Annotated in this window: 17 protein-coding genes; 1 reads left to right on the top strand and 16 read right to left on the bottom strand. The window is 31.1% G+C overall.

Annotated features, from left to right (window positions below; genetic code table 11):
- Positions 1-171: 171 nt before the first annotated feature.
- The 15 genes from FQB35_RS00535 to FQB35_RS00465 all read right to left on the bottom strand — a co-directional run bounded on the left by FQB35_RS00535 (position 172) and on the right by FQB35_RS00465 (position 17,797).
- The gene (locus FQB35_RS00535; RefSeq protein WP_148808051.1) at positions 172-1,596 is read right to left on the bottom strand and encodes a carbon starvation CstA family protein; all 1,425 of its coding nucleotides are present in this window, start codon (positions 1,594-1,596) and stop codon (positions 172-174) included.
- A gap of 150 nt (positions 1,597-1,746) precedes the next feature.
- Positions 1,747-2,457, bottom strand: a complete 711-nt coding sequence (locus FQB35_RS00530; protein ID WP_148808050.1) for a LytR/AlgR family response regulator transcription factor — start codon at positions 2,455-2,457, stop codon at positions 1,747-1,749.
- A gap of 15 nt (positions 2,458-2,472) precedes the next feature.
- Positions 2,473-4,143: a sensor histidine kinase gene (locus FQB35_RS00525; protein WP_148808049.1), complete on the bottom strand. Its 1,671-nt coding sequence runs from the start codon at positions 4,141-4,143 to the stop codon at positions 2,473-2,475.
- A gap of 95 nt (positions 4,144-4,238) precedes the next feature.
- The gene (locus tag FQB35_RS00520; protein WP_231701829.1) at positions 4,239-5,669 is read right to left on the bottom strand and encodes a spore germination protein; all 1,431 of its coding nucleotides are present in this window, start codon (positions 5,667-5,669) and stop codon (positions 4,239-4,241) included.
- A 12-nt stretch (positions 5,670-5,681) separates the two neighbouring features.
- The gene (locus FQB35_RS00515; protein WP_148808048.1) at positions 5,682-6,806 is read right to left on the bottom strand and encodes a Ger(x)C family spore germination protein; all 1,125 of its coding nucleotides are present in this window, start codon (positions 6,804-6,806) and stop codon (positions 5,682-5,684) included.
- Positions 6,790-7,881: a GerAB/ArcD/ProY family transporter gene (locus FQB35_RS00510; protein ID WP_148808047.1), complete on the bottom strand. Its 1,092-nt coding sequence runs from the start codon at positions 7,879-7,881 to the stop codon at positions 6,790-6,792. The genes FQB35_RS00515 and FQB35_RS00510 overlap by 17 nt, the downstream gene beginning before the upstream one ends.
- A 238-nt stretch (positions 7,882-8,119) precedes the next feature.
- Complete coding sequence (locus FQB35_RS00505) at positions 8,120-9,256, bottom strand: SH3 domain-containing protein (protein WP_148808046.1); 1,137 nt, start codon at positions 9,254-9,256, stop codon at positions 8,120-8,122.
- A 98-nt stretch (positions 9,257-9,354) separates the two neighbouring features.
- On the bottom strand, positions 9,355-10,050 hold the full coding sequence (locus FQB35_RS00500; protein WP_148808045.1) for an SDR family oxidoreductase: 696 nt from the start codon (positions 10,048-10,050) through the stop codon (positions 9,355-9,357).
- A gap of 13 nt (positions 10,051-10,063) precedes the next feature.
- Positions 10,064-11,074 carry an SPL family radical SAM protein gene (locus FQB35_RS00495; protein WP_148808044.1) on the bottom strand — a complete coding sequence of 337 codons (1,011 nt, stop codon included), beginning with the start codon at positions 11,072-11,074 and terminating at the stop codon, positions 10,064-10,066.
- A complete protein-coding gene (locus FQB35_RS00490) occupies positions 11,040-11,795 on the bottom strand; it encodes a 5'-methylthioadenosine/S-adenosylhomocysteine nucleosidase family protein (protein ID WP_168198197.1) in 756 nt (251 codons plus the stop codon). Before FQB35_RS00490 ends, FQB35_RS00495 begins: the two co-directional genes overlap by 35 nt.
- A 202-nt stretch (positions 11,796-11,997) precedes the next feature.
- On the bottom strand, positions 11,998-13,497 hold the full coding sequence (locus FQB35_RS00485) for a Na+/H+ antiporter NhaC family protein (RefSeq protein WP_148808042.1): 1,500 nt from the start codon (positions 13,495-13,497) through the stop codon (positions 11,998-12,000).
- Positions 13,498-13,512: 15 nt separating this feature from the next.
- The gene (locus FQB35_RS00480) at positions 13,513-14,262 is read right to left on the bottom strand and encodes a gamma-glutamyl-gamma-aminobutyrate hydrolase family protein (RefSeq protein ID WP_148808041.1); all 750 of its coding nucleotides are present in this window, start codon (positions 14,260-14,262) and stop codon (positions 13,513-13,515) included.
- Between the two features lie 152 nt (positions 14,263-14,414).
- Positions 14,415-16,478, bottom strand: a complete 2,064-nt coding sequence (locus tag FQB35_RS00475; RefSeq protein ID WP_231701828.1) for a sigma-54 interaction domain-containing protein — start codon at positions 16,476-16,478, stop codon at positions 14,415-14,417.
- Positions 16,479-16,496: 18 nt separating this feature from the next.
- The gene (locus FQB35_RS00470) at positions 16,497-16,709 is read right to left on the bottom strand and encodes a DUF3006 domain-containing protein (RefSeq protein WP_148808039.1); all 213 of its coding nucleotides are present in this window, start codon (positions 16,707-16,709) and stop codon (positions 16,497-16,499) included.
- 8 nt (positions 16,710-16,717) lie between these two features.
- Positions 16,718-17,797 (bottom strand): ComEC/Rec2 family competence protein, encoded by a 1,080-nt coding sequence (locus FQB35_RS00465; protein ID WP_408625435.1) that lies wholly within the window; start codon positions 17,795-17,797, stop codon positions 16,718-16,720.
- A 149-nt stretch (positions 17,798-17,946) separates the two neighbouring features.
- Here FQB35_RS00465 and FQB35_RS00460 point away from each other — a divergent pair, with 149 nt between their 5' ends.
- Positions 17,947-18,675, top strand: coding sequence for a ZIP family metal transporter (locus FQB35_RS00460; protein WP_148808038.1), 729 nt, complete (start codon positions 17,947-17,949; stop codon positions 18,673-18,675).
- Between the two features lie 10 nt (positions 18,676-18,685).
- On the opposite strand, the gene tadA is transcribed toward FQB35_RS00460, so the two are convergent.
- Positions 18,686-19,144 carry a tRNA adenosine(34) deaminase TadA gene (gene tadA / locus FQB35_RS00455; RefSeq protein WP_148808037.1) on the bottom strand — a complete coding sequence of 153 codons (459 nt, stop codon included), beginning with the start codon at positions 19,142-19,144 and terminating at the stop codon, positions 18,686-18,688.
- Positions 19,145-19,257 lie beyond the last annotated feature (113 nt).

The raw sequence follows: 19,257 nt of genomic DNA, 5'->3' as shown, positions 1-19,257 counted from the left end.
TTTCCATGTGTTATCCCCCTTGTCCATGACTCTTTTTTTTCATATCTTAACATACCCTATAAAAAAAATATGTAAAAATAACATGTAAAAATATGACGAACCTTTAAAAATAGTCTATATTCTACAATTTATTATATTTTAAAAAGCAGGTGATTACTCACCTGCTTTTAATTATTTTGCAGTTGCATGTGCTTTTAGATTTTTTTGCTCTTTTTTTACCTTATTCATAAACATTGCAAAGAACATAACAGCTAAAACAATTCCTACCGTATTTGAAATAGATGCAGCTAATTTAAATCCTTCTTTTGCTTGTAAAATATATGCTGTTGTTACACCTGTCATGAATGTTGCTGGTATACTACAAATCCAATGGAATTTCCCTTTATTTGCTAGATATGTTGCTGCAGCCCAAAGTACAATCATTGCTAAAGTTTGGTTTGACCATGAGAAATATCTCCAAACAATACCAAAGTCAATTTTTGTAAGAGCTACACCTACTGCAAATAATGGAATCGCAATATAAAATCTATTAATTGCCTTTTCTTGTTTTAAGTTAATAGCATCTGCAATTACTAATCTTGCACTTCTAAAAGCAGTATCTCCTGATGTTATCGGACAAGCTACTACCCCTAACATGGCAAGTACGCCCCCTACAGTTCCAAGCAATGTCTTTGATATTTCATTTACTACTACTCCTGGTCCACCATTTGCAAGTGTTGCTGCTAATCCTTCTGTACCTCCAAAGAATGCCATAGATGCTGCAGCCCAAATAATAGCAATAATACCTTCTGCAATCATTGATCCATAGAAAATTCTTCTTCCTTCACTTTCTTTTCTTACACACCTAGCCATAAGTGGTGATTGTGTTGCATGGAATCCTGATATTGCACCACATGCAATCGTTATGAATAAGAAAGGAAAGAATGGAGTTCCTTTTGGATGTAGATTCGCTAATGTAATTTCTGGAATTGTATATCCTTTTGTAATTATTCCTATCCCAATCCCTACTGCCATAATTAAGAGTGATGCACCAAATATTGGATAAATCTTTCCTATTAGTTTATCTACTGGCAGTACTGTTGCAAGTAAATAATAGATAATGATAATACCAATTAATAAAGTTTTGCTAAGCCCTGTTATATTTGCTAACAACCCTGCAGGTCCCATTACGAAAACAACACCTACTAATATCAATAATACTACACTAAAAACTCTCATAATTGTTTTAGCCGTATCACCTAAATAAATTCCTACAATCTCTGATACACTAGTTCCTTTATGACGAATAGATAGCATTCCTGAGAAATAGTCATGTACAGCTCCTGCAAAGATACATCCAAATACAATCCATAAAAATGCAGCTGGTCCCCATAATGCACCTGCTATTGCTCCATATATAGGTCCTAATCCTGCAATATTTAGGAATTGAATCAAGAATATTCTTGGCCAACTCATAGGAATATAGTCTACACCATCTTCCATAGATACAGCTGGCGTTACTTTTGTATCATCAATTCCGAAAACGTTTTCCACAAACTTACCATAAACAAAATAACCTAAAATTAAAATTGCAATTGATAAAATAAAAGTAAACATCTGCTCTCCTCCTTTAAAATAATTTGTCTATGTACTTATTATATTTTTAAAGTATTTCAAAAAGGGGAGTTTTACAATGAAATGAAAAATTAGAAGCACGAAATGCAAAAAAATAAACACGAAATTTCATTCGTGTGTAAATTGCAATATCTATATACCCATAATTCTTCGAAATTCTTTTATATTTTTCCTACTAACAGGAATTTGAGCATCTATATCAACAAGTTTCACATTATATGTATTGTTAAACCAAGGAATGATCTCCTGAATCTTATCAAGATTTAAGATATATGAACGATGACTTCTAAAGAATTTATCTTTAGGTAATTTTTCAAAGAATTGGGAAATATTCATTTTTGCAACATATTTTTCATCCTTTGCATAAACAATTGTTTCTCTTTCATGGGCTTCACAGTAATAAATATCTACCCAATCTATTACAATCATTTTTTCATTCTTACATAAAATAATCTTATCATATTTGTATGTTTTATCAAATTTTTCTTCACTATCTTCTAGTTTCTTTAGAGCATGAATCATTCTTTCTTTTGAATATGGCTTTAATATATAATCAAAAGCATGTACTTCAAATGCTTCTACTGCATACTCTTTATAAGCTGTGATAAATACAATTTTAGGCTTTTGTTTAAACTTACTAATAACCTTACTAAATGTCATTCCATCTAATTGGGGCATATTAATATCTAAAAATATAACATCTACATTATTTTTTTCTAAAAATTTTAACGCACTTAAAGCTTCTTCAAATTCCTCTATAATTTCAATACTGCTATATTCTTTAATAAAATACTTTAGTTCTTCTCTAGATGGATATTCATCTTCTACGATAATACATTTCAAAATCTTTCCTCCTCTCTATTTATGATAAATTTCAAAAGAAATTCTCGTTCCATTTTTTAATCGCTCAATTTTAAGGCCTTTTCCATAAATCAGTTTCAATCTATTATGTACATTTAAAAGTCCAATACTTCCTTCCTTTGTTTTTCCTCTCTCGATTCCTTCAATTACTTCTTCATCTATACCCACACCATTATCTTCTATAATTATTTTTACCTTTTCCTTGCCTTTTTTTTCTTTTACCGTAATTCTTATAGACCCATTATTGTTATTTTTTAAGATTCCATGTTTTATTGCATTTTCAACAAGAGGTTGTATAGTGAGACTTGGAATTTTTATGTCTATCATATCTTTTATGTCATAAATAATATTTAGTTTATCTCCATATCTTGCCTGTTCTATCTTTATATATGCTCTTACCTGTTCTAATTCTTTATTTAGACTTACAAGCTCATCTCCTTTTTCAATATTGTACCTTAAATAGGTTGATAAATCTATAATCAACTCTCTAGCTTTGTCTATATCCAACCGCATAAAAGACACAATTGTATTTAATGCATTAAATAAAAAATGTGGATTAATTTGTGCTTGCAAAGCTTTAATCTCAGATTTGTTTGCCATCTCTCTTAACTTTTCAAGCTTACTTATCTCAAGCTGAGTAGAAATAAGTTGGGATAAACCTTCTGCTAAGCTTATATCTCGGAATGTAATAGAGTTTTCATCATTATAATAAATTTTTAGTGTTCCAATTACTTGATCATTTTCCTTAAGAGGAACAATAATTCCTGATTTTAACGGACAATTTTCATCTATACAATCAATTTCTTCAGATGTATTCAATATTTCAATGGATCCTTGCCTCATTACCCTCTCAGTTGCTTTTGTTAAAATGGACTTGCCAGCAGTATGATGATCTTCTCCACTCCCAACATGGGCAAGAATATATTTTCTATCTGTAATAGAAACTGCATCTGCCTTCACAGAATCCTTAATAATCTGACAGACTCTTTTTAATGAATTCTTGTTCACATCTCTAAAATAAGGTAATGTTTTATTTGCAATTTCCAGGGCATGTTTTGCTTGCTTTGCAGCAATTTCTTCTTCTGCTTCAAAAATATTTTCTGTAATCATAATAACAATAGCAATTCCTATACCATTGATTAAAACCATAGGAACATAAATATCTTTTACAATGCTTAGTGCTAAGTCAAAAGGCCTTGAAAATAATAAAATAAAAAGCATGCTCAAATTTTCTACAAGAATTCCACCAAGGAGTCCATAAAACCAACGATTTTTAATATTTGATTTTTTATAGATAATACCTGATAAATACCCACCCATTACTGTTGCTAAAGCACAAGGGAAAGCAGTAATCCCACCTATATCAATAAGGATTCTATGTACGCCTGCAAGTAAGCCTCCAATAATTCCTACAAAAGGGCCGCAAAGTATACCTCCTACCATCACCCCTATATTTCTTGTATTAGCAATGGCTCCACGTACATTAATCCCTACATAGGTTCCGATGATTCCAATTCCTCCAAATATAAAGGCAAGTATAAAAAGTTCTATCTTTCTTATCTTATCCTTTTGCACCATCTGCCGAAAAGTATTTAATCTTGAAATAAAAAAGGCAATAACAATGACATACCCTAGATTATTAATCAAATGTTTTAACAATTCTATCAATTTTATCAGCTCCAAAATAGACTTAATATAAGCTATAAAATCTTCCCTTGCTACAAATTTTAATACCCAAAAGCTATTATGTAAAGTCAGATTATTTATTGCCTTGTTTTATCTTTTGTATGTAAAAATTTTGGTCTCATTTTTTCTAATGTAATATCACTTAAAATATAGTTGATTATATCTTTTAAATGAAAGGGTGCAACAGGAGCAAAGTAAGGTATACCAAAACTTGTTTGGGCACATAAGTTAATAACAATCACAGTAATTCCCATAACGAATCCAAATAATCCAAATATACCTGTTATGAAAATCAATAAAAATTTTAAAATACGAATCGGACTAATAATAGTATAGTCTGCCGCTATAAAAGAACACATCATAGACAAGGATACAATGATTACCAAAAGTGGACTAACAAGTCCTGCAGCAACTGCAGCTTGTCCAATTACAATGGCTCCAACTATTCCAATAGCCGGTCCTACTTGTTTGGGAAGCCTTATACTTGCTTCCCTTAATATTTCTGAAATAAACTCCATAACAAGAGCTTCTATTATTGCATTAAAAGGAACTGTTCTTCTGGCAATGGCCAAGCTTAAAATATATTGGGGTGGCAAAATATCTGTATGAAAGCCTACAACAGCAATATACAAGGAAGATACTACCAAAGATATGCTCAAGGCTAGTACAGTCAGTATTTTAGCAAACATTGATAAATATAAATTATCATAATGATTTTCTGCTACATCTAAAAATTCAATAAAAGTCTTTGGCACTACTAAACCTAAATTGCTTCCTTCTACAACAATGCATATCTTCCCTTCTAATAGGTTTGCACATGCAGTATCAGACCGCTCTATAATCCCTGTTTGTGGAAAGAAATCGAAAGAATTATTTAAGATAAATTTTTGAATGTATCCAGACTCAAGGATTCCATCCACACTGATATTTTGGATTCTTTTTTTTACTTCTTCTACATACTTTGGATTTGCTATATCTTTTATATAAACAACTGCTGTATTTGTTTTCGTCCTTTTTCCAACTACTATTTTATCAATTCTAAGAGAAGGATCTTTGATTCTATAACGGATAAGAGACAAGTTAGTGTCTAAATTTTCAGTAAAAGCATCCTTAGGTCCTCTTAGGGTAGTCTCTACTTCTGGTGACTGAACCTTTCTCTGCTCAACCTTTGTAGTATTTGCAACAATATATTTATTCTCCTTAGAAAGAATAACGATAGATTTTCCTTCTAAAAGATAATCAATCATCTTGTTTTCATCATCATCACTAGAAATATCATCTACATAAATAACAGAATCTAGTATTTTATCTATTGTAAGAGTTTGCTCTTTTCCATACTGCAAGATAGGTTTTATAATATGATCCGATAATAACCCGCGATCTGTAAGTTCAGGGATATATAAAATAAATACTTCTGTGTTCTTAATAGATAGCTTTCTTACGAACACACCAAAATTTTCATCGCTTAATTCTTTTATTTTATTCATCAAGTCATTTCTCTTTTTCATTCTATCCATCCTTTAATATTTCTTTTTTGCATTTGGATCTGCTAAACTCTTATTTACAATTTTTGTTTTAACCATTACAGCTATATCTGCTTTAGGAAATATCTCTTCCCATTTCATTTTTTTATAAATTTTAGGGTATTTTGCTTTGAAATATTTTTCAAATTGAAAATAATCACATTCAAATTCATTTTGGGCTTTTTGAATAGCCTTCATAACATCATTTTTTACCTTTTCTGATAGTATCTTTTCTAATTCTTTTATATCTTTATCTGTAACTGGCTTTTGAACATATTGATACCGCATCTCTGCCTTTAAATCTATATCTATCTTGATAGAAACTTTTTCATTTTTATAATTTGTTTGTATCTTTCTTTTTTTTACTACTGTTCGAAAAGATATCTTATTTTTATTGTAATCAATCACTTCAATAATTCTAGGTTTTTCTGCCAATATGTATAATATCCCATATGTTTCTTTAAGATTAATAACCCCTATTAATTTTGACTCTTTCATTACTGCAAGACCTAAATATTTTATCTCATTTTTTTCTATTCCTATATAGGGAATCACATAACATCCACTTCCTGCTTCTACATACGAAATCAATTCTCCAACTGTTGGATATATAGCTCTTCCACTACTTGCTAAATGATTTAAAATATCTTCTATCAAAAATCCTACTGCAATATCTCTTTCTATTTTTACTTTAAATAATTCTTTAGGGCCTTCACGGCAAACTACTGGCAAAATTGTTTTTCTATAGTCATAAATATAATTAATTCTATATAAATAAGGCTTTATTCCCTGTTTTGCATAATTTTGTCCAAACACAACAACTCTTGTTGCTCCTAAAAATGTAGAAAAAGGATTTAGTGAATCATAATTTGTTCTTGCTTCCTCAAAGGTTTTTCCATAAGCTAATACAGTGTATACACCTGCTACTTGAGATTTTTCTTGACTTTCAGCAGAAGGAGTGAGCTGTGCAATTTCACCAGAAAATTCAATTTTATCATCAACAACATCTACTCCAACAGAAACATTAATACATTTTTTGTCTATATCTTCATAATCCCAACAACTTGTTAAAATCAATAAAAATATGCATAGGATCAATAACTTACTACATTTTCTTATCATATTTTTTCACCTTCGTAATAAAAAATAATATACTTGGTATAACAATAATACACACAAATCCGTAATAACCCATATAATCGAGTATTTTTTGTACTTGATCAAAGGTAGATGGAATCAAAGAAACAATATAGGCTAAAAAAACAACAGTAAATGAAAGTAAATTAAAAGGAATCTTTTTAAACCATTTGCTCAAAAGCAAAACTCCTCCATAAGCCCATATAATCATAGTACAAAATATAGCCATAGTCCATATAACTAAAAAAATACCATCTAACCTTCTTACAAATTGTAGGCTTTTAATATCTGTTCTTCTTATTGTAGCTAATAATGCATCATTGTAGTGGATTATACCATCCACCCCCATTACAGAAATGCAGGACTCTGCTACTAATATATAAAAAAGTCCTATAAAAGCTACCATAAAAATTGTATATTTAAATACATTTTTACCATTCTTTTTATCAAAAGGAATAATGGTTAGTATTTCTATCCCTAAAAAAGGAAATATCAGTTTTACAGATGCTTTCATATATACCGGCAAATCTTCTAAAATAAAAAAAGGCTTTATATTAACTAATTTTCCTTGGGTAAATATAGCTAAATACATCATAACTGAAGCAAAAATAATAATAACCCCATAGATCTCACAAAGCCTTGCAATGACACGCAATCTCTTTGTTAATGCATAATAAGAAATAGAAAAAAAAACAAAACTTAATGCCCATACAGGAGTTTTTAACAATATACTAAGTTTAATAGTCTCACAAGAAATTCTTCCCAACATACTAAAAACTAAAAAATAATAAAAAATATATAAAATCATAAATATATAGGTAACAACCTTACCTGTTAATAGTTGACTATACTCATAGATGGTTTTATTTTTATGAACATATGAAAGGTATGTAAGCATATAGGTTATAACCATTGTTATAATTGTTGCTATAAGGAGTGTAAACCATCCCCCTGTTCCTGTATTTTCTGCAACATTTTTTGGAAGCCCCATCACACCATAGCCTACAAGGACACCAAAAATAATAAAGGCAATCTGTCTATTAGTAAGAGATTCATTCAAAGGTACTCACCTCCATAAGATTAGCTTTTCCATTTATAGCTAAGCAATACATATTTCTTACAAAAAAATTCGCATTATGCTATCGCATATGCTCATTTCGCTAACGAAATTTCAAAGAATCCTCTTTGAAATTTCCGTTGCTCAAATTCCTTATAAACTATTTGATCCCCTAGTTATCCACATTCTAAGAAATTTATAATTCCCTAAAGAACAAAAAAAGCCCTAACCTGGGCTTTTATCAATTCAATAGATAAACCTTTACATTGTATGTTCTTCCAAATCTTCTTACTTCTGGCATTTCTGCATTCCCTATATCTCCTAAATAAAGATCAATTGTTTTTCCTTTTACTCCTCCTCCTGTATCTGCTGCTAAATATACACCATTATATTTAGAGCGCCAATCAGATTCATTAAATAGTACAAGGATTTTACTACCCAAAGGAATAACTCTAGGATCTACTGCTACTACCATTGCTTCTTCCCAGCTTTTTCCGTTTAGATTTAATCCTGTCCTTGTATACCCTCTATACTTAGCTCCTACTGGCTTTCCACATGAGGCAATGGATAAATCATAGGCTGTAGCACTATATCCTTCTCCAAGATATGTAGCTGTTTCTATAATATCCTCAAAAACTTTAGCCTTATTTTCATAATCATTGCTAGGATTTTCTTTTCTTTCTGTCATTATAAAGTCCTTATGTGTAACCTTAACCTCCTTAGCAGCAATCCAGCCTTCTTCACTTTCACTCCAAGAAACATGAAACCATCCATTCTTAAAATCATCTATTGTTACTATATTATTCTTTCCTAAGTTTTTTAGAAATTTTCCTTTTGCAAAAGCTTTTTCATAGATTTTTCCATTTTCAACAATAACTTTTGCCTTTGGCGAAAACGGTGTCGTTATAATAGATTTAGAGGGAGTCCAACCTATTATCTCATTTCCCATGGCCAATTGATACCAATCTGAATCTTTTTTAACGACTGTAACCTCAGTTAAAAATCCTAATTTCCCTAATATATCCGATTCTTGATCTGGATTTTTATATATATTTACATATTCTCCATCTACAATGCCTTTTTCTATCAAAGCGTTTTCATTATCCCTAATTAAAACACTTTCACTATGTACCCACCCAAACATAGCATCATTCGTCCATACTTTATACCAACTTCCATGATTTTCTTCTATGAATACTGCTTCTCCTAATTGCAGTTGTGCTAAGACCTTTGCTGAATTTTTTGGTTCTTCACACAAAACTGCATTTTTATCAATAACGATTCCTTTTACAACCTCTTGGGCATAATTTACTGAAAACATAGAAAAACAAAACAAAATTACGATTGTCAATAAAAAATACTTAAAAACTTTCTTCAAAACCAAAATCCCCCCTATTTTGTCAAAATAAACATTATTTTATATTTGACAAATAAGGGAGAATTCCTTTAGGAAAAGATTCCCATATTTTTTAGAGCCTATTTTTTCCGTTTAATCATATGTTTTTGAGGTTGAAGGGTTATTTCAGTAACCACAGTACCCTGTCTTTGGGATAAAATCATCTGAACTGCTTCTGCAACACATTGAGGCGTTATATAGCTTTCCTCAATATCTCCTTCCTTAAAGTTTGCTTTATCATAAAAGGATGTCTTTGTCATATCTGGATGAATATTAACTACTTTTAAGCCTGTTTTTCTGGCCTCATCAAAAAGACTTCTTGAAAAATGGCTAAGTCCTGCTTTTGTAGCAGCATATGCACATCCATAGGTGCTAGACTTTTTAGCAGTAATAGAAGAAATATTTATAATAAATCCAGAATGTTTCTTTAAATCTCTAAGTAGCAGCTGGGTTAAAATAAGGGGAGCTTTAAGGTTCGTATCAACCATTTGCTCTATTTTTTTTACATTCAACTCTTCATGCAATCCAAAATAACCTACCCCTGCATTATTAACAAGAACAATAACTTTTTCTTTCTTTCTAATTTCCTTTACCTTTTCAACCAATTCATAAGTCTTTGTTATATCACAAATAACTTTTATGAAATTTGTATCTTGTAAATCATTCTTTGAAAAATCTCTTCCAAAGCCATAAACTTTATAATCCATTTCAAGTAATTTTTTACTTATTTCAAAACCAATTCCTGAAGATGCTCCTGTTACGATAGCTGTTTTCATATTCATATTCCTTTCAAATAAAAATTTTAGATTTAGGTATATACTCGCTTACTTTTTCATATACAAAATTAATCATTTGTTTTGCATGTTTTTCTGAATAACTAGCCATGCCATCATTAAAACAAAAAGGATAAGCTAGTAACTTAGAAGTACTTCTTTCCTTTTTCATTTTTTTAAGATAATCCTTAGAAACCCTAAAAACTCCCACACTTACATCATGTATTTTATGATGTGGTAAAATCTCAAACGTTTGCTCTATACATGATTCATATTGTTCTTTCCAGTTTTTTGTATACAACAAAGGATCAAAACAAATCCTTACATTCCAGCCATTTTCCATAGCTTCTTTAATGCTTTTAAGTCTTGCCTGAAGGGATGGTGTTTTTTCTTCATGTAAACGAATAATTTCATCTGGTGATAAAGTCCACGCTAAAATTATATTTTCTAAAGGCTGAATATCTTTTATTGCTTTGAAATTTGCACTTTTAGTTCGTAATTCAATTATTAAATCCTTATAATTCTTTGCAAACTTAATCCATTCCCTAACAAAGGAAGTAATTCCTTCAAAAGCTAACAAATCCGTATCATAAGATATACATAAATAAACGGGATGCTTTTTTAGAAGTTTTTTCACTGCTTCAAAAGTATCCTCTATATTCACAAAAATAACAATATTTGCAGATGGATACATGCCCTGAAGATAACAATATTCACAATTATAAATACAATTCATCATAGAAGAAGTATAGTAAAAGTGGGCATTTCCAAAATCCTCACAAGGTTTTGCCCCTTCATAGATAAAATGATCATTCCTGACTGCTAAAATAATTTTGATACTTTTCTTTTGCAATGAAAAACTTTGATGCCTACGACAAAATACATCTTTATAATGATCAATTTCAATCAAATTAGCCTTTGAAAAATGAGATAAAATTTTTTGTGTATTCGGGTGATTCACTGCTCTCTTTTCTATATAAATATGTGAAAAATCAGCATTCCATAAGTTTCTCCTTAAGTCTTTCAAAATGCATCTTCCTCTCTTTTTTATCTTTACAAGAAACCTTTAAAAAAGATTCTAGCTTATTTAATAAACCTCCTTCTCGAATCTTGTATTGAATACTAAGATCTTTTAATTGATATTCCATAGTACTCGTAAGTCTTAAGTTTTTGCAAATTCTATTAAGTACTTCCTCTTCTTCTTCAATCAATACCTTTTTCGATGTTGTATTTATTTTATCTATTTCTTTTATGAAGTTACAAATGATGGAAATGTTTTCGTTTATCATTTGCGACACAAACTTAGGTGTTACAGACTCGCCATCTAATAAATCCGAAACAATTTTTATAACGTAAATATTATGAGGGGGTAAGAAACTTGACGCTGCCTGAAATGCTCCTGCTCCTTCCATATCTACTAAATCACCTACAATTATTTTTTTCTTTTCTTTATTTATAACTGCTGAAAATGTCTCTAAAGCACCTTCTATAAAAGGATGCTTTACCAATACGTCTGGATAATACGTCCTTTTTGTATCGCTATTAATAATTTTATTGCATAAAAATATACTTCCTATCTTCCTATCCTCTTTTTTGCTCCCACAAATCCCTATATTCATAAATATATCAGAAATACCCGCATTGTATTGAGTAAGCAAATACGTAGTAGCAATCGCAGATTCAAATGGACCTATACCGCTTATAATTAATGTAACTTCCTCATTTTTAAAAATTTCATATAGTTTCACACTATTATCTCTTTTTAGACCCAAATAAGAAATAAAGGGTCTCGCTTCACAATACATTGCCACACTTATATAAATCATTTTCCTTTATCCTTTCTTATTACTTCTTTATACTATTGAGCTTAATGTATATGTTTTGCATTGTCTAGTATTTGTTAAAAACAAAATCACCATTAAATCATTAATGGTGATTTTCTCATAAAAATTATAATATAAATCCTGCAATTAAGAAACAAACTGAAGCAATTCCTGCTGCTAACAACGCATATGGAAGTTGTGTGTTTACATGATCCATATGTTCACATCCAGCTCCAATAGATGACATAATGGTTGTATCTGATATTGGAGAACAGTGATCTCCAAAAGTTCCTCCTGACAAAACTGCTGCTGCCGCAATATATGGATTTCCTCCTGTCGCTAAAGTAAGAGGTACAGCAATAGGCATCATTATTCCCCATACTCCCCATGAAGTCCCCATTGAAAATCCCATAAAGGAAGATAATAAAAATACTGCAAAAGGAACAATTCCTTTTGGAATAATACTACCTGCAACGTCTCCTAGGTATTGCGCTGCACCTAATCCTTCTGGAGCTTGTGCTCTTAGCATATCCCCTAAAGTAACTGCTAAGATAATAATCATTCCACCTATTATAGCAGATTTTGTTCCTTCAATAACTTCATCTAAAAATTCCTTTGCAGTCATTAGTTTGCTGCTAGTATATTTTATAAAAGCTACAATTATTCCTAACATAAAGCTGATAATTAACATTTTGTTTCCATTAAGAGGTACTCTTCCAACATCAAAAAAGTTTGCAATTGTATAATTCCACAATCCTAATATAACTAATATAAAAACAGAAACCCCTAAAGGCCAAACCATATCCGATACTGTTCCATTCCTTATCTCACTTGTTGCAGCCATTTCCTGCTGTACTTTATTTTCTATCTTTACTTGTTTTTGCACTCTTTCTTCTGCTTTCTTCATTGGTCCAAAATCTTTAATCTTATCATTCGCAACTAGAAAAACAACTACTAAAATTACAATACAATAAAAGTTAAATGGAATAGTCGCTATTAATCCTCTCATAGGATCTGTAACTTCCGGAATATTATCAACTATTAGAGCTCCCATATACGCTACCCAACCAGAAATAGGAATCAATGTATTAATAGGTGCTGAAGTAGAATCTAAGATAAAACCTAATTTCTCTCTTGATATTTTCATCTTGTCATAAATCGGTCTAAATACGGTTCCTGTTGCTAATGAACTAAAATATGCACTTGTAAATAGTGAACATCCCATTAATGCCGTTGCATTCTGTGCACCTTTTTTGGTTTTTACTTTACTAGATACCCATTCTCCAAAAGCAAACGCACCACCAGATTTATCAAGAATTGTAATAAATGCACCTAAAAGCAATACCACTAAAATTGTATCTGCTCTTCCTTGATTTCTGATTAATCCCATCCCTCTTAGTCCTAAATCACTATTAGCAGGATGCCCAGCAATAGCATTAAATAAATTTGTAATTCCATACAAAATAGCATGTCCAATGCCATTTGCATTTGCATCAATGATCATAGCACCACTAAAAATACCTACTATCAATGATTCAATAACCCTTTTTGACCAAATCGCTAATCCTAATGCTACTATGGCAGGTAAAATTGAGATCATTCCATAATGTAATACATCCTTTTCCACAAAATTTCCTCCTTCTTATTTGTTTTTTATTGCATTTATAAATAACTTAAATATACTTAATTGTTCATCATATATTTCAGCCATCATTTCTGGATGCCATTGCACCCCAACAACAAATGAATAATTTTTATGCTCTAATCCCTCTACAATACCATCTTCAGACCACCCAGTCTCTATAAGCCCTTCGCCAATTTTTTCAACAGCCTGATGATGAAAACTGTTTACAAATATTTCATTTTTATCAAACGCCTCAAAAACCTTACTATTTTCCTTAAGCCTTACTTTATGGGCTGGATAATATTTTGGCAGTACATCTCCAACATGTTTCATGCTTGTAATTTTTTCCGTATAAAGATCCTGATATAATGTCCCTCCAAAATAAACATTAATCAATTGAAATCCTCTGCATATTCCTAAAATTGGCTTATCTTTTTCTAAAACCTTTTTCATTAACTTCAATTCAAAAGCATCTCGCTCAGGCACAATTCTCCCAACCCCTGTTTTTAGCGGTTGATGATAATGTATTGGATATATATCTGGTCCCCCTGTAAATAAAAATCCATCTAATCGATCTACCAATTCATCCATATACCATTCAGCATCAATAACAGGAATTGTTAAGGGAATTCCATCTGCCTTTTGTATACATCTTGAATAATCCATCGTTGACATCAACATGTCTTGGCCAGCCATTCCTCTTGGTTTGTTTTTATGTCCTTCATGATTCTTTACATAATAAGTCGTGATCCCAATCATTGGTCTCATTTTCTGTCACCCTTCCTTTGTCTTCTTGCACGTGCAATTACTTTATAAGCAATTTATATGCCAATATATACATTGCCTATAATTTTGCATTTATCACAATCTTGTAAATTTTTTTAAAAACAATGGGTTAAAAGGTCTACTTTTTATCCCTTTTAACCCATTGTTAAATATTTTAATACACGTTTTCCAAAATCAGTTATTTTGGTTCCTCCTCTACCTTTAAAGATCTCTACCATATTATAACTTTCTAAGTCAATCAAAATTCTTCGAATCTCTTGTTCACTAAGAAATAACCCTTTTTGACTAGCAATCTGATAGATGCTTCTTCTTCCAAGTCTTTTTCTATCCCTGTAGCCATTTTCTAATTCTTTAAGAACAAATATATATGTATCCATCTGATTTAAAAACTTTATTCGAAATCTTTCTATTATTTGTTTTTCATCATCATCTAAAAAAACGTCCTCAAAAGCTTCTTCATCCCCAAATGGCAGTTTCATATCATCAATCTCTTTTTCTCCAAGATGTGCAAGATACTCTATATAATTACTCAACTCTCTTACGTTTCCTTCCCAATTATGCTGTAAAAATTTTTCTACAGCTTTTGGCGTAAGTTCAAAGTTCCCATGAAATTGCTTTTTCATTTGTATAATAAGTGGCAATATATCTTCTTTTCTCTCTCTCAAAGGAGGAATCCTAAGAGGTAAAACATTTAATCGAAAATATAAATCCTGTCTAAACAGTCCTTCTTTTACCAGCTTCTTTAAATCTCGATTGGTTGCAGATATGATTCTTACATCCACATTAATTAACCGATCTCCACCGATTCTCATAACTGCCCTTTCTTGCAATACCCTCAAAAGACGTGCTTGCAAATTAATAGAAAGTTCTCCAATCTCATCTAAAAATAATGTTCCCATATGTGCTAATTCAAAAAGACCTATCTTTCCTCCCTTTTTAGCACCTGTAAAAGCACCTTCTTCATATCCAAACAATTCACTTTCAAGTAAGTTTTCTGGTAAAGCTGCACAATTTATCGCTACAAATTGATAATTTTTTCTCCTAGAATAATTATGTATAGCTTGTGCAAACAGTTCCTTACCTGTACCACTCTCACCCATAATCAATACAGAAGAATCTGATTTTGCCATTCTCATTGCAATATTTTTGCACTTATGGATTGATTTGCTATTCCCTAATATATCTTTAAATTGATATTTTGCTCGATGCCCTTTATGAATCAATTGTGCTCTTAATTTATGCTGCTTTTTTTCTATATCACTAAATTTTCTCACTATAGCAACTGCACCATATAACGTATTCAAATGCACAATAGGATGAACCGTAACAACAACATCATATCCATTGATTTTTATAATTTTCTCTTTCTCTGATTGAAAACTGCTTAAAACCGTATCAAAAGGAATCTGTGGAAACAAATCCACAGCATAACTTCCAATAACTTTTTCTCGTCGAAAAGACATAATATTTTCTGCGCTTTCATTATATGAATAAATCATACCTTTTGCATTGACCCCTATGATTCCTTCGTCTAATATCTGCAACAAAACATCTAAATAACTTTCCAATCGATTTGAATTTCCCAATATCTTTTCTAGGCCAAAGCTCACGGGTACAATGCTTTTAAAATAATCCCTAAATTTTTGTGTTATAAGCATATGATCTAAGCCTAATTTTACGGCAATATCCGTAATACAACTCATATCTAAAACTCTATCTCCTATATTAATTACTTTTTTTACTGTATTCGGAACATATTTTTCTTCCCCTGGTGTAATAGCAATATCCATATCTGGCAATTCTTTTATTTCAGGATATACAGGAGTAAGTGCTATATGTCTTAAGCCTAATTGATAAATTAAAGAAATGGTTTCTATGGCCATTTCAGCACTTACATTCACAAGCATAGCTTTTGTTCCTTCCGGAAGAGATTTAATTTTTTCAAATCCTATATTCGATAGTGATCGATTCATAATAATAATTTCACTATCGTTTTGAATATACTTTTTTACAGCATCAAAAATAGTATAAGAAAGAATCACTACCAAATCACATTGTATTCCTTTTTCAATACTTCTATCGTCAAAACAATATTTTTCTACCGTAACATAATCTGAAAATAAACTTTCTATTTGTTTACAATAAAATTCTGCAGCATTTGTATAAAGGGTAGCTACACCAATCTTCTTTTTGTTCAAACCTATCCCCCCTCTTATCTACTCCCACAAATCTTCAATCATTTCCTCTATTTCTCTTTTTCTTTTTTTCGTTTCATATTCATCAACGATAACTTTATCTTTATCTATCCACAATGCATCTCCTTCCCTTGCATAGGTAGGAATTTTTTCTCTTTTAATATGAATTATTTTTTTGTCTTCCTTTTCACACAAAGCATAGTCTCCTTCAAACCGGTCTATGATTACACGCATACCATCACCTACTTTTTTGATTTTCTAAATCCTGCTTCTTTTGCTTCTTTTTCCGTTTTGAACCAAATTTCTGCTTTCACTTTGTTATAATAAGCTCCATCAGGCATATGATAAATTCTTTCTCCTTTACTATTTATATTCCCTTTTATCATCCCTTTTCCATATTCATCAACATATGTATTAGATTTTCTTCCGATTCGATAATTCCCTGGATTAGTATTAAATTTTATATGTTCTCCATCACTAATAGCAACAATCGTTCCATTTTGATCTGTTCTATATACAATGATTCCTTTATTTTTCAATTTATCCATTGTTTCTTTATGAGGATGCCCATAATCATTATCCGTCCCTGTCATGATCACAGCATATTCTGGATTTACTTTGTTTAAAAATGACAGTGTGGTGGAAGAATTACTTCCATGATGTCCCACTTTTAACACATCTGCTGATAAATTTAGTCCTTTATCTATCATTTCCTTTTCTGAAAGGCCTTCTGCATCTCCAGTAAATAAAAATGATGTATTACCGTATGTAAGTTTTAAAACAATAGAATAATTATTATAATCTTTATATTTGTCGCTATTTGGCGCAAGGATTACCCCTTTTGCATCTCCTAATGCTATTTTACTCCCTACCACTGGATTAGAAATCTTAAGTCCTTTATTTTTTACTGCATGGATTACATCTTTGAAGGTTTTACTCGTATGGGTAACCTTAGGCATATATACTTTTCCTATGTCAAAAGAATTAATAACTGCATCTAATCCTCCTATATGGTCCTCATGCGGATGTGTTCCAATTACATAATCTATTTTTTTAATTCCTTGATTCTTTAAATAATTTACTACCCAGTCAGCATCTTCATTATTCCCTGCATCAATAAGCATTGTATTTTGTCCTTTTTTAATAAATATAGCATCTGCTTGTCCTACATCCATAAAATGAACTTCCAAATCATTTCTAACATTACTCATTGTTTCTACAGTTTTATTTTTTGAACAAGCTGTCAAAAATACAAAAAAAGATAATAGCATTACAAAAATAAAAAAATAAGTTTTCAAAGCTTTTTTATTCAATTTTCTCACTCCATTCCTTCACAATGTATTTATTATATCATTCATAATTTTATTTTGTCGTATCTTTCAAAAGAATTAAAAAAATATAAAGTGGAATACTAAATGAAAAATCAATCATATTTTTAAACCTTAATAATAAGGAGGGGGAAAATCATCATATGTGGAAAGCAGCATTTTGGGGAGGCCTTGCTGGATCTGCAGTATTTATCGGATCCTGCATAGGAATATATTTTAATATAAAGAAAAATATTATAGGCCTTATTATGGCCTTCGGTACTGGAGTATTAATGGGTGCCGCTTCTTTTGAACTTCTTAGTGAATCTATTAAAGATGGAAGCATCCTTACTATAATAATTGGTTTCGTTGCTGGAGCCACACTATTTACAATTTTTGATTTAATGATTGCACACAAAGGTGGAAATAAACGAAAACGGTCATCTGAAAATCCTAAAGGACATTCAGGATTGGCAATTTTTATTGGAACCTTAATGGATGCCATACCTGAATCAATGATTATTGGAATTAGTCTAATTGAAAGCCAAAGCGTGAGCTGGCTTTTAGTTATTGCTATATTCATAAGCAACTTACCAGAAGGTTTATCAAGCAGTATTGGACTAAAGAAAGATGGCTACTCAAACTATAAAATCCTTTCTTTATGGTTAGCTGTTTTAATTCTTTCATTATGCAGCTCTTTAGCAGGTTTTGTCTTTTTACAAGATGCGTCTAATGAATTCATTGCTGCTATTCAAGCATTTGCTGCAGGTGGAATTGTTGCAATGGTTTCATCAACCATGATGCCAGAAGCATATGAAGAAGGAGGTCCTATAGTTGGTCTTATAGCAGCACTCGGACTATTAATATCTTTAATTCTTACAAATATGGAATAATATATCTTTTTTAAGACTTTTTCTTACTTCTCAGCAATTTAAAAAATTCCTTCATAATAGCAGAGCATTCCTCTTGTAAAATCCCCCTTACAACCTCTGTTTTATGATTAAATTTATCATTTTCAGGTATATTAAGAATTGATCCTGCAGCACCGCCTTTTGGATCCATAGTTCCTATTATAAGTCTGTCAATTCTTGCTAGCATAATAGCTCCTGCACACATAGGACAAGGCTCTACCGTAACATACAAATCACATCCCATTAACCTCCATCCTCCTAATACTTGAGAGGCTTTACGAATCGCTAAAATTTCTGCATGAGCAGTGGGATCTTTTTCAGTTTCTCTTAAATTATGAGCCCTTGCAATTATTTCTCCATTCTTTACAATTACTGCCCCAATAGGCACTTCTTCTAGTTGCATTGCTTTTTGCGCTTCTATAAGGGCCTCCTTCATATAAGTTTGTTCCATAGTTTTCCTCCTATTTTGCATCTTAATTTTCTAACTTCGAGCATAGCATAAAAAAATTGAATCAACAAGAATATATCTTCTATTTTTTCTCCTAGAAACTTTTCATATCCATA

The sequence above is a fragment of the Crassaminicella thermophila genome (genome assembly GCF_008152325.1).
Taxonomy (GTDB): Bacteria; Bacillota; Clostridia; order Peptostreptococcales; family Thermotaleaceae; genus Crassaminicella_A; species Crassaminicella_A thermophila.
Note: the sequence above shows the minus strand (reverse complement) of the source record. Positions and strands in the feature narration are given on the sequence as shown.